Raw genomic sequence first — 12,187 nt, 5'->3', positions numbered from 1 at the left:
AGTATTAGACCAGTTAATCAATGAAAGGGCTGCTGATGGATGGGAACTTGTGACATACGATTACATGGCGACATCAATGCAGATTAGAGGGGCATTTGTGATTACATTTAGAAAGCAACAGTAACTCTAACATATGATGTATAAGACAACTTCCAGTTTGTCGGGGGGATTTCATCTTTTTGGGTGAAATCCCCCTTGACAAATGCTCTCTTGGTTGAGAATGGAACCGCTGTCAACGTCCAACTCGTTCTCTTGCGAAAGCCGGGTATAGCAAACATTGATTTGGGAGCCGCCAGCGGGGAGGATGCCGGGAACGAATGTATTTGTAACTTTATCGTACTGCCACATAACTACAGCCTCCTTAAAGTGACAGCCGAATTTTGTGTATAGATTATACCATAGAATTCGGCTGTTTTCAACGATTATTTGGCGCTTTCCAAAACTTTTTTGGATTCTTTTAAGATAATGCGGCGCATTTTCTGGGCGGCTGTCTCTGTGGCGGTTTTTAAATATGTCGAAGTTAACAATGCAGACTGTGCCGCCCATGTGACGTTCGTTTGTTGGGCCGCTTGTGCTTGCTTCTAACACTTGCATCACCAAGGTGTGCCCTGTGGGGCACAGCATCATCCCCTCAGGGCAATTTCCGGAGCGCCCGCAAGCGGGGCCCGGAATCTGAAATTTTGCCCTGCTAATCGCCTTGCCATGCCATCTCCGGCGTGATATAATCTTATCAACCCATTTATTGACAGGAGGCCTGCATATGCGGCACATCGAACCCATCGAATACGGCTCGGCGGAGTATCTGGAAACCCTGGAGCTGCGGAACCGGGTCATGCGCATCCCCCTGGGACTGGATATCCACAAGGAGGATTTCAGCTGCGAAAGGGAATCCGCCATCATCGGCGCCTTTGACGGCGGACAGCTGCTGGGCATGGGCGTCATGAGCCACAAGGGCGTCCACAAGGTGGAGTATCTGTGCGTGGACTTTGACCTCCAGGGCAGCGGCATCGGCGGAGAACTTCTGGACCGCCTGGAGGCCATGGCTGCGGAGCAGGGCGGAAAAAAGATGTATTTGGACGCCCGGGTGACCGCTCAGCCCTTTTACACCCGCCGCGGCTATGAGACCACCAGCGAGGTTTTTATTATGGAGTGCGCTCCGGTGCCCCATGTGGCCATGGAGAAGCCCCTGTGACGCCGGACTCTCCCCCTGCGGCATCCGGCATTTGAAAACGTCTTTGGAAGGGAAGCGTTGATATGTGGTTCATTCTGGCGCTTTTGTCGGCGGTTTTCGCCGCCCTGACCTCCATTCTGGCAAAGGTGGGCATTGAGGGCGTGTCCTCCAATCTGGCCACCGCTATCCGCACCGCCGTGGTGCTGGTCATGGCCTGGGGCATGGTGCTTGTCACCCACACCCAGGGCGGCATCGCGGACATCAGCCGGAGGAGCTGGCTGTTCCTGATCCTCTCGGGCCTGGCCACCGGAGCCTCCTGGCTGTGCTATTACAAAGCGCTCCAGATCGGCGAGGCCTCCAAGGTGGTGCCCGTTGACAAGCTCAGCGTGGTCATCACGCTGGTGCTGGCCTTCGTCTTTCTCCACGAGAAATTTACAGTCAAGTCCCTGGTGGGCTGCGTCCTCATCGGCGCGGGGACGCTGCTGATGGTTTTGTAATACTGTTTCTTGGGATGTATTGTGTAAAGGGTGATTTCACCACTCAAATACACATTGGCTGGCGGCTCATTTGTGGCAGAATGTTGCAGGCCAGAGGGGCGGTGATCGACCAGCAGGAGGGAACCGAAGCGGGAGCGTCTGGGCTTGGCCTGGGCGCTCCGTTCTCTTTGTCGCCCCTCTCGAAGAGCGCACTTACTCACCACCCGCAAGCGGGCGGTGGTACTGCCTGCGGCAGTCGTGCGCTCTCCGAGGGGCGGCCCGCCGGGCGTCCCATCCCTGCCCAGTATGGACAGGTCAGCAGACGCCACCGGCGGCTTGTGCATCGAGCGGAGCTGCGCCGATGCACTGGGGGCTTGGGGGCCATCAGCCCCCAACAAGCTGCGCCGGGTATATACCGGGGCATTGCTTGCTATTACTATCAACGCCCATAATGAGAGTTGAAAGCCGCTTGCGTTGGTGGTATACTTTATTGGTATTGATTCAGCAAATCGGGACTCGGCCATACAAGGCAAAAGGTACATAACGAAAGGAGTAATCCATGACTGAGAATGAACATCGTAAAGCTGCCCGGCGTGCCAAAAGAAACAATCAAATTATTTTTGCGGTTCTCACCTGCTTGTTGCTTATTGTCGTATTCGCATTGTGTGTAATTAAGTACCAACATACATTTTCAAAATCTAAATGGGATGCAAGCAAGGGAGATCGCTATAAAATCGTTAACGATATGTTAGACTCATACCAACTTATTGGCATGAGTGAATCTGATGTTATTCAATTATTAGGGGAAGAAGATAGCAACGAGCAAACGTCGTTCAAAATTAGCAAGCAATACTTCCCGCCGGATTCTACGCTTGTCTATTACCTGGGAGTTGATTTCGTGGATGATAATTGGTTGATTCTCTCTATAAATGGCGATGTCGTAACAGAATATTACCTGGACGTAACTTAATGATTTTCTGTTTATCGGGGGATTTCATCTTTTGGGTGAAATCCCCCTTGACAAATGCTCTCTTGATAAAAAGATTTAAAAATCTTTTTATGGCGGCGTTCCAAGAAAAGTATTGACAACATTCTTGGTGGCTGCGCCGCCAGGCCGCATTCTGCGGCCCAATAAAACAATTGCATCGTTTTATTAAGAATTAGTATAAGTCCATACGAAAAGACGGCGGAGCTCCGTTTGAGCGCTCCGCCGCCTTTTGTTTTTCAAATTCAGCACCGGCTGAAGGCCGCCGTCATGGCGTGGATCTCCTCTGCCAGCGCCTCCGTGGCCTGCCCGGGCAGCAGCCGCCAGCACCAGTTGCCCTCCGCCACACCGGGGACGTTGAGGCGCGCCTCACTGCCAAGACCCAGGTAGTCCTGCATCTGGGCCACAAACAGCTCCGCCACGCTGCCCTGTCCGCACCGCAGCAGGGCCCGCCGGGCGCTCTCTGCGTCGGAAGCCCCCAGGTACGTCTCCACAAAAGCCCTCTCCTCCTCGGAGGCGTGAGTGTACCAGCCCACGGCGGTGTCGTTGTCGTGAGTACCGGTATAACAGATGCAGCCGGGCTTGTAGTGATGGGGAAGATACGCATTGTCCGGGCCGGAGAAGGCAAATTGCAGCACCTTCATTCCCGGCAGGCCCGCCTCCTCCCGCAGCTGGTGAACGGCATCAGTCAGGATGCCCAGGTCCTCAGCGATATACGTGGTCTGCGGGAACCAGCTGGTGAGCACCCGCAAAAGGTCCATGCCGGGACCTTTTTCCCAGGTCCCCACTTTCGCGGTATCCGACTCCGAGGGAACCGCCCAGTAGCTCTCCAGCCCCCGGAAATGGTCGATGCGGATGGCGTCGAAGAGTCTGCTGGCCCCCTCCACCCGGCGGATCCACCAGCCAAAGCCGTCCTGCTTCATAGCCGGCCAGTTGTACAGGGGATTGCCCCAGAGCTGGCCCTCCTCCGAGAAGTAATCCGGCGGCACCCCCGCCACCTTGGAGGGCCTGCCCTCCTGGTCCAGCAGAAACTCCTTCCGCTCCGACCACACGTCGGCGGAGTCCAAAGAGACGTAGATGGGCATATCGCCGATGATCTTCACGCCGTTTTCGTTGGCGTAGTCCTTCAGCTCCGCCCACTGGGTGAAGAACCAGTACTGCACATAGGTGCGGAAGGCCACGTCCTCCGCCAGCTCCTGCCGCCAGCGGTCCAGCGCCTCCGGCTCGTGACGGCGCAACCCCTCGTCCGGCCAGTCAAACCAGGCCGCGTTTTCATAGTGTATCTTGGCGGCACGGTACAGCACGTACTCCGCCAGCCAGGGATTTTTCGCCGAAAAGGCCCTGGTCTTCTCGTCCCCCCTGCCCCTGGCCCGCTGAAAGGCCTTGCGCAGCAGCGGCTCCCGCAGCCGGTACAGCTCTCCATAGTCAATCCCCGACGAAGGCGGCACCTGGGCGGACTCCAAATCGGCCTGATCCAGCAGGCCCTCCGCCGCCAGATGCTCCAGGTCGATCAGCAGGGGATTGCCCGCGAAGGTAGACTCGCTGGTATAAGGGGAGTTGCCCGCCCCGGTGGGACCCAGGGGCAGAATCTGCCACCACTTCTGTCCGGCATCGCGGAGGAAATCCACAAAGGCCCGGGCCTCCGCCCCCAGGACGCCGGCGCCATAGCGGCCCGGCAGAGAAAAAATCGGCAGCAAAATACCGGCGGAACGTTCCATGAAATCCTCTCCTCTTGTCTGGTTAAATTGCTATTCTATTTTAGGAGGGAGACCGGCGGCTGTCAAGCCGATTTTGGGAGAAACGCCCTTGACCAGGATTTTTGACAACAGGCCAAAAGGGATATCAGCCGCCGGATCTTCCGGCTCCAGGCATTTCCCCTGCTGTTTGACTGATTCGCATAATTATACTATACTTTCGTCTGATACGAACCAATTCATTCTGATTGGAGCGGTGCAAACTATGAAGCGGATTCCAGATGAGGCCTGCGCCTCAATATGCGGCCTGTTTTGCGGAGCCTGTCCGCCCTTTCCCGAGGAATGTCACGGCTGCCTTTCCGACTACGTCCGCAAGGGATGTCAAAATTGCACTGATCATGGATTTCTGGACTGCGCTGTGCGTCACAGTGTTCACCGCTGCTGCGAGTGCCGGGATTTTCCCTGTGAAAAGTTGAGAGAATTCAGCACAAGGCCAATCATCAACGGCATCTGCAATCATGCCTCTGTTATCCCCGGTTCTCTGCGCATGGGAGAAGCCGGCATCTCTCAATGGCTCTGCGAGAAGATTGAACAGCACAGATGCCCTGCATGCGGCGAGCTGATCACCTGGTTTGACATGGGTTCCCATATTTGCAGCGGGCGGGAACATTCCTGACAGGCTGAAAGTGCAAAACAGGAGCGGCAGGGTTTTGACCCGGCCGTCCTGCTTTGTGGAATATCCCCACCGCCTCCGGCAGCGCCGGAGGCGGCTTTTTATTCACTTCATCAGCTCGTACATAACCGCCTTGATGGTGTGCATCCGGTTCTCCGCCTCGTCAAAGACGATGGAGGCCGGGGACTCGAAGACCTCGTCTGTGACCTCCATGGCGCTGCGTCCGAACTTCTCTCCCATCTCCCGGCCCACCTTGGTCTTGTGGTCATGATAGGCGGGCAGGCAGTGCATAAAGCGGCACTGGGGACCGGCGTTGTCCATCAGGACCTTTGTCACCTGGTAGGGCCCCAGGGCCTCAATGCGCTCCTGCCAGACCTCCACGGGCTCGCCCATGGAAACCCACACGTCGGTGTACAGCACGTCCGCGTCTTTCGTGGCCTCCATGGGGTCTTCAATGAACTCCAGCGCCGCGCCGGTCTCCTTGGCGACGGCCTGACAGGTCTCCACCAGGGCGGGGTCCGGCATATACGCCTTGGGCGCGCAGGCCACGAAGTGCATCCCCATCTTGGCGCAGCCCACCATCAGACTGTTGCCCATATTGAACCGGGCGTCTCCCAGATACACCAGCTTTACGCCCTTCAGCTTCCCGAAGTGCTCCCGGATGGTGAGGAAGTCCGCCAGAATCTGAGTGGGATGGAACTCATTGGTGAGGCCGTTGAACACCGGCACCCCGGCATAGGAGGCCAATTCCTCCACCAATGCCTGCCCAAAGCCCCGGTACTCAATGCCGTCGTACATCCTCCCCAGCACCCGGGCGGTGTCGGCGATGGACTCTTTCACGCCGATCTGGGAGCCGGTGGGCCCCAGATAGGTGGAACCCATACCCAGGTCCCGGGCCGCCACCTCAAAGGCGCAGCGGGTGCGGGTGGAGGTCTTCTCAAAGATCAAAGCCACGTTTTTGCCCTCTAAGTACCGGTGGGGAATCCCCGCCTTCTTCTTGGCTTTCAAATCGGCGGCAGTGTCCAGAAACTGCTGAATTTCCGCGGGGGTAAAGTCCAGAAGCTTTAAAAAATGGGTGTGGTTTTCCATAGGCGTTACGTCCTTTCCTGCAAAGCGGCGGCGCCCCGTGATGCACGAGGGCGTGCAATTCCACCGAAAATCCACCAGGATTTTCCCGCTAATGCTAATGTAAATGCTAATGCTAATGTTATTGTTATTGTAAATGCTAAATGCCAATGCTGCCCCAGGCGGGCGGCTGAGAGAAAAACGTTTTTTAAGACAGCGTCTTTCTCATGATCTCCAGCCCCCGGTCCATCTCCTCTTTTGTGATGACCAGCGGCGGCAGCAGACGCATGCCCGCTCCGGCGGTGAGGACCAGGAGCCCGCTCTCAATGAGGCGGTTTGCGATGTCCTTGTTTGTAAAACCGTCCTTGACCTCAATGCCGATCATCAATCCCAGGCCCCGGGTCTTGCCGAAGCAGGGCAGATTCAGCGATTCAATGCCCGCACGGAGGTACGCGCCCTTGGATTTGACCTCCTCCAAAAAGGCGTCGCTCAGGGTCTCCTGCACCACCAGGCCCGCGGCGGCGCAGACGGGGTTGGCGCCGAAAGTGGTGGCGTGGGTGCCGGGACCCAGCACGTCCCGGCACTTCTCATTGGCCAGAACGCCGCTCATGGGCAGTCCCCCGGCGATGCCCTTGGCAAAGGACACCGCGTCCGGCAGAATGCCGTACTGCTGGAACGCGAAGAGGGTGCCCGTGCGGCCCACGCCGGTCTGGACCTCGTCCGCCAGCAGCAGCCAGTCCTTTTCGGCGCAGAGCTCTGAAAGGGCCTTCACATAATCCTGCTCCAGGGGCAGCACGCCGCCCTCGCCCTGGACCAGCTCCACCATGACGGCGCACACATCGTCCCCGGCGGCCTCCTCCAAGGCGGCCAGGTCGTTGGCAGCGGCATACCGGAACCCCTCGGTAAAGGGGAAGAAATAGTTGTGGAACACGTCCTGCCCCGTGGCTTTCAGGGTGGTGACGGTGCGGCCGTGGAAGGAGTTTTTCAGCGTGATGATGGTGCTCCTCCCCTGGCCGTACCTGTCAAAGCTGTACTTCCGGGCCAGCTTGATAAGGCCCTCGTTGGCCTCGCCGCCGCCGTTGGCGAAAAAGACGCAGCTCTCCCCGGTGCGCTTGCAGAGAATCTCCGCCAAGCGGGCAGCGGGCTCGGTGTAGAAGAGGTTGGACACGTGATTGAGCCTCTTGGCCTGGGCCGCCACGGCGTCCGCCCAGGGCTGGAAGCCATAGCCCAGGTCCGTGACGCCGATGCCGCTGGTAAAGTCGATGTACTCCCGGCCCTCCGGGTCGTAGAGCCGCGCGCCCTCGCCGTGGTCGACGGCCACCGGAAAGCGGCCGTAGGTGTTCATGATATATTGATGGGTCAGGTTCTTGATCTCCTGAGAAGTCATGGTCATTCCTCCCTTTTCAGCATGGTGCCGATGCCCCGGTCACTGAGCAGCTCGATAAGAATGGAGTGGGGAATACGCCCGTCCAGAATATGCACCCGCTCCACGCCGCCGTGGATGGCGTCCACGCAGCACTCCATCTTGGGGATCATCCCCCCGGAGACAACGCCTGTCTTGATGAGCTCCGGCACCTCGCCGGTGCGAACCACGTGGATCAAGGTCTCCTCGTCCTTGGGGTCCCGCAACAGGCCCCGGACATCGGTGAGCAGGATGAGCTTTTCCGCGTGGAGGGCCTCCGCCAGCTTTGCCGCGGCGGTATCGGCGTTGACGTTGTAGACGGTGTCGCTGTCCGTCCCCTGGGCCACAGTGGCCACGATGGGGATGTAGCCGCTGGCCAGGGCGTTTTCCACCGGGGCGGGATTTACGCCGGTGATCCTGCCCACCAGGCCGTATTTCTCGTCCAGCTGCACCGCCTGGAAAAGCCCGCCGTCCATGCCGCACAATCCGATGGCCTGGCCGCCCAGGCGGCTGAGCTGGGAGACCAGGTCCTTGTTGACCTTGCCGCAGAGAATGGCCTGGACCACGTCCATAGTGGTGGCGTCGGTATAGCGAAGGCCGTCCACAAACCGGGACTCATGGCCGATCATCTTCAGCATGGCAGAGATCTCCGGGCCGCCGCCGTGGACCGCCACCACCCGGATGCCCACCAGGTTTAAAAGAACGATGTCGCTCATGACGGAGCGGCGCAGGGTGTCGGAGACCATGGCGTTTCCGCCGTACTTCACCACCACGGTCTTGCCGGTGAATTTCTGGATATAGGGCAGGGCCTCAATGAGGGTCTGGGCCTGCTGTTCGTGGGAGGACATGTCAATCAGCTCTTTTCTTTAAGGATGGGGAAACGGGGAGGCCGGAACACCGCTATCCGCTCTTTCCGCCGCGGACCGGGGCGGCGGAGATCGCCACGAAGGGTGCGCCGCAGGCCAGAAGGACCCGGGCACCGTCGTCCCGCCAGGAGGCGTCAAAGAAATTGACAGAGTATGTGTTGTCGCCGGGAAACAGGACAGCTCCCGTCAGGCGCAGGAGTCCATAGACGATCCCCATGGCCATCGCGGTCAGCAGCAGCCAAAGTGCGATTTGCAAAGCCCTCCGCCGCTTGTTCAGACACCACTCAGCGGCTCGGAAGCACACAATGGCACACATGAAAGAGAAAATGACCAACATAGAGAAAGTCCTCCCCTTATGTCCTGTAGTCCCCGTTGATCTTGATATAGTCGTAAGTGATGTCACAGCCCCAGCAGGTGCAGGCCCCCCCGCCCTCGCCCATGGAGATCAGAATCTCCACGTCGTGCTCTTGCAGGACCGTCTTGGCCAGCTCCTCGTCAAAATCCAGGCCGCGGCCCTGTTCGCACACCGCAATGTCTCCAGCGGCGCTGGCAAAATGGACATCCACCTTGTCCGGGTCAAAGTCCTCCCCGGAGTAACCCATGGCGCACAGCACCCGGCCCCAGTTGGCGTCCGCGCCAAAAATGGCGGCCTTGGTCAATGTCGAGGAGATGACGGACTTGGCAATGATCTCCGCCGAGGCCTCACTCTTCGCGCCGGCGACGGAGCAGGTAATCAGGTGCTTGGCCCCCTCGCCGTCGGAGGCCATCTTTTTCGCCAGTTCCACGCACAGCGTCCGCAGTGCCGTGAGGAAGGCCCCGTAGTCCGGCCCCTTCTTCGTGATCTCGACGTTGCCCGCCAGGCCGTTGGCCAGGACGATACAGCTGTCGTTGGTGGAGGTGTCGCCGTCCACGCTGATGCGGTTAAAGCTGACGTTCACCGTCTCCAGCAGGGCGGTTTTGATCATCTGGGAGGAGATGGCGCAGTCGGTGGTGAGGAAGCAGAGCATGGTGCCCATATTGGGGTGGATCATGCCGCTGCCCTTGGCAATGCCGCCCAGGCGGACGGTCTTTCCGCCCACAACGGTCTCCACCGCCGCCTCCTTTTTCTCCGTATCGGTGGTCATGATGGCGTGGGCCGCAGCGTCGCTGGCCGCGGGGGATGCCTCCAGGGACCCGTACAGCGCCGGGACACCCTCCTCGATCACCTGGATGTTAATAGTCTGGCCGATGACGCCAGTGGAGCTCACCAGCACGTCCTCCGCCGCGCAGCCGATGGCCTTGGCGGCCGCGGCGCACATGCGCTCCGCGTACTCCTCCCCGTGGGGGGCGCAGGCATTGGCGTTGCCGCTGTTGGCGATGACGGCCCGGGCCCGCCCGTCTTTGAGGTGGGCCAGATCCACGTGGATGGGGGCGGCCTTCACCACGTTTTTCGTAAACACCGCCGCCGCGGCGCAGTCCGTATCAGAGACGATGAGGGCCACGTCCTTCTTCCAGGCGGCGTGGGTCTTGACGCCCACATGGACGCCGGCGGCCCGGAAGCCCTGGGCGGCGCACACGCCGCCGTCGATAAAGTTCAGCATAGTTTTGATACCTCGCTGTTTGTTGTTATCGCCCTGGCAGGTGAAAAGAATAAAGTTTGGGGCCGCCCTTTTCAAAGGGCGGTGGGTCCAGGGCAAAGCCCTGGCGGGTTTGGGCGAAGCCCAATCATTTCGTTTCACCGCGCCGGCTATCTCCGCTCTTGGAAACAGGCTCGCTTCGCATCGCCCGAGACGGCAGGGGCTCTGCCCCTGCACCCCGCCACTTTTGAAAAAGGTGGACAAAAACTTTTACAGGTTTAACCCGGCAGTCTCTTCAAAACCCAGCATCAGGTTCATATTCTGCACCGCCGCGCCGGAGGCGCCCTTGCCCAGGTTGTCCAGGCGGGCGGAGAGCATCGCCGCCTGACCGCCGCCGTTGACAAAGATCTGGAGGGTGTCCTTCCCCGCCAGATTGTTGGAGCCAATGAAGCCGCAGGCGGGGGCACCGGCGGGGCGCAGCTCCACCACAGGGCCTCCGCCGTAGTAGCCGGCGTACAGCTTTCGCAGCGCGGCGATGGACTGCTCCCCGTTCAGCTGGTCCAGCCACAGGGGAACCGTGACCACCATGCCCTGGGGATAATCACAGATCATGGGGGTGAACAGCGGCGGGCTGTCCAGCCCGGCCACCGCGGCCATCTCCGGCAGGTGCTTGTGGGTGAGGGAGACGGCGTAGTGCCGGGGGCCGTCCAGCTCCGGCTCCCGGTCCGGGGCGGTGTACTGAGCAATGGCCTTTTTCCCCGCACCGGTGTAGCCGGAGAGCGCGTGGCAGGTCACCCTGGCACCGGCGGGAAGCACCCCCCGCTCCACCAGCGGCCGGACCAGGGCCAAAAAGCCGGTGGCGTAGCACCCCGGGTTGGCCACCCGTTTGGCGCCCGCAATCTTCTCCCGCTGGCCGGTGAGCTCCGGGAATCCGTACACCCAGCCCGGGGCCACCCGGTGGGCGGTGGAGCAGTCGATGATCCGGGTGTTGGGATTTGCCACCAGCTCCACTGCCTCCACGGCGGCGGCGTCCGGCAGGCACAGAAACACGATATCCGCCGCATTCATCAGCCTCGCCCGCTCGGCGTTGTCCTTCCGCTTTTCCTCTTCGATCAGCAGAAGCTCGACGTCCTCCCGGGCGGACAGGCGGTCGCAAATCTGGAGGCCCGTGGTGCCCTCCCTGCCGTCAATATACACTCTCGGTCTGCTCATAAGCGGCCTCCCATTTGATTTAGTCAATCTCGTCCCAGGGGAGCCCAAAACGCTCCTCTCCGCACACTGCCTGCCGGGTCCGCGGCGACAGTTTTCCGCTCTTCAGAAATTCCAGCAGAATATCCGCCGCCTGCTCCAGAACCTCCAGTGCGCATATCTCCGGCACGGGCGTCTGTCCGCTGATGTCCACCCGGGCGTCCTGCCCTTGAGAAACTGTGCCGACACATACTGCATCTGGTTGTATCCGCCTGCAGGCAGCTGAATCTCTCCTGCGTTCAAAACTTTCGCATTTGGTGATAGAAGAAAGGTCAAACCGGCGTTGCCGCCGTTTCAGGCATAACCCCCTGGCAGGGCAGGGTCCGGCGGGCCCGCCGGGTTCCGGGATACCGTCCGGAATCCGGCTGCCGCAGCTGTCCAAGAGAAGCAGGCCGAGAAACAGACCGGGACTTGTGGATTTCACAGTCTCCTATTCCTTCTCTCTGCTCTGTACAAACGCCTCAACCGCCTCAATCTGCCGCCGTGTCTCGCTGACCGCCGGACCGCCGCAGCTGCCCCGCAGGGCCATGCAGTTCTCCAGCTTCAGCGCCTCGTAGACATCTGTCCCGAAGAGGTTTGAGACCTCTTTCAGCTCCGCAAGGGTCAGCTCCTCCAGCGTCTTCCCCTTGGCGGTACACTCCGCCACCAGACGGCCCGTTGCCGTGTAGGCATCCCGGAAAGGCATCCCCTTCTTGGTGAGATAGTCGGCGCAGTCCGTGGCATTGATGAAGCCCTTCCCCGCCGCGGCGCGCATGTTGTCCGTCCGGACGGTCATGGTGTCCAGCATGGCCGCGAACACAGGGATACACATCTCCACTGTGTCCAGTGCGTCAAACACCGGTTCCTTGTCCTCCTGCATGTCCTTATTATAGGCCAGAGGCAGGCCCTTCATGACGGTCAAAAGGCCCATCAGATCGCCGTACACCCGGCCCGTCTTGCCCCGGACCAGCTCCGCCACGTCCGGATTCTTCTTCTGGGGCATGATGCTGGAGCCGGTGGCGTAGGCGTCGTCCAGCTCGATGAACTTGAACTCCCAGCTGCACCAGAGGAT

General features: G+C 59.7%; 13 protein-coding genes. 3 read left to right on the top strand and 10 right to left on the bottom strand.

Annotation, left to right across the window (positions count from 1 at the left end; genetic code table 11):
• Positions 1-171: 171 nt before the first annotated feature.
• Complete coding sequence (locus QZ326_RS07695; protein WP_295743472.1) at positions 172-348, bottom strand: hypothetical protein; 177 nt, start codon at positions 346-348, stop codon at positions 172-174.
• Between the two features lie 412 nt (positions 349-760).
• Between QZ326_RS07695 and QZ326_RS07690 the strand changes: the two genes are divergently transcribed.
• From QZ326_RS07690 to QZ326_RS07680, 3 genes are all read left to right on the top strand, one after another.
• Positions 761-1,192, top strand: coding sequence for a GNAT family N-acetyltransferase (locus tag QZ326_RS07690; protein WP_295743470.1), 432 nt, complete (start codon positions 761-763; stop codon positions 1,190-1,192).
• A gap of 62 nt (positions 1,193-1,254) precedes the next feature.
• Positions 1,255-1,668, top strand: a complete 414-nt coding sequence (locus QZ326_RS07685; protein WP_295743467.1) for an EamA family transporter — start codon at positions 1,255-1,257, stop codon at positions 1,666-1,668.
• Between the two features lie 538 nt (positions 1,669-2,206).
• A complete protein-coding gene (locus tag QZ326_RS07680) occupies positions 2,207-2,617 on the top strand; it encodes a hypothetical protein (RefSeq protein ID WP_295743464.1) in 411 nt (136 codons plus the stop codon).
• A 260-nt stretch (positions 2,618-2,877) separates the two neighbouring features.
• Here QZ326_RS07680 and malQ read toward each other — a convergent pair whose 3' ends face one another.
• The 9 genes from malQ to QZ326_RS07635 all read right to left on the bottom strand — a co-directional run.
• Positions 2,878-4,350, bottom strand: coding sequence for a 4-alpha-glucanotransferase (gene malQ / locus QZ326_RS07675; RefSeq protein ID WP_295743461.1), 1,473 nt, complete (start codon positions 4,348-4,350; stop codon positions 2,878-2,880).
• Between the two features lie 754 nt (positions 4,351-5,104).
• Entirely contained in the window at positions 5,105-6,088 is a 984-nt protein-coding gene (gene argF, locus QZ326_RS07670) for an ornithine carbamoyltransferase (protein ID WP_295743459.1), read from the bottom strand.
• Positions 6,089-6,272: 184 nt separating this feature from the next.
• The gene (locus tag QZ326_RS07665; protein WP_295743456.1) at positions 6,273-7,451 is read right to left on the bottom strand and encodes an aspartate aminotransferase family protein; all 1,179 of its coding nucleotides are present in this window, start codon (positions 7,449-7,451) and stop codon (positions 6,273-6,275) included.
• A gap of 2 nt (positions 7,452-7,453) precedes the next feature.
• On the bottom strand, positions 7,454-8,314 hold the full coding sequence (gene argB, locus QZ326_RS07660) for an acetylglutamate kinase (protein ID WP_295743453.1): 861 nt from the start codon (positions 8,312-8,314) through the stop codon (positions 7,454-7,456).
• Between the two features lie 52 nt (positions 8,315-8,366).
• Positions 8,367-8,669 carry a hypothetical protein gene (locus QZ326_RS07655; RefSeq protein WP_295743450.1) on the bottom strand — a complete coding sequence of 101 codons (303 nt, stop codon included), beginning with the start codon at positions 8,667-8,669 and terminating at the stop codon, positions 8,367-8,369.
• A gap of 16 nt (positions 8,670-8,685) precedes the next feature.
• Positions 8,686-9,912, bottom strand: coding sequence for a bifunctional glutamate N-acetyltransferase/amino-acid acetyltransferase ArgJ (gene argJ, locus QZ326_RS07650; RefSeq protein ID WP_295743447.1), 1,227 nt, complete (start codon positions 9,910-9,912; stop codon positions 8,686-8,688).
• A 246-nt stretch (positions 9,913-10,158) separates the two neighbouring features.
• Positions 10,159-11,100 (bottom strand): N-acetyl-gamma-glutamyl-phosphate reductase, encoded by a 942-nt coding sequence (gene argC, locus QZ326_RS07645; RefSeq protein ID WP_295743444.1) that lies wholly within the window; start codon positions 11,098-11,100, stop codon positions 10,159-10,161.
• Positions 11,101-11,119: 19 nt separating this feature from the next.
• Entirely contained in the window at positions 11,120-11,290 is a 171-nt protein-coding gene (locus QZ326_RS07640; RefSeq protein WP_295743441.1) for a hypothetical protein, read from the bottom strand.
• A 276-nt stretch (positions 11,291-11,566) separates the two neighbouring features.
• Positions 11,567-12,187, bottom strand: a 621-nt coding sequence (locus tag QZ326_RS07635) for an argininosuccinate lyase (protein ID WP_295743438.1), incomplete at its 5' end; no start/stop codon positions are given.

This window comes from uncultured Oscillibacter sp. (assembly GCF_910587525.1).
In the GTDB taxonomy this organism is placed as follows: domain Bacteria; phylum Bacillota; class Clostridia; order Oscillospirales; family Oscillospiraceae; genus Oscillibacter.
The sequence above is the reverse complement of the archived record's forward strand: the minus strand, read 5'-3'. Positions and strand labels throughout refer to the sequence as shown.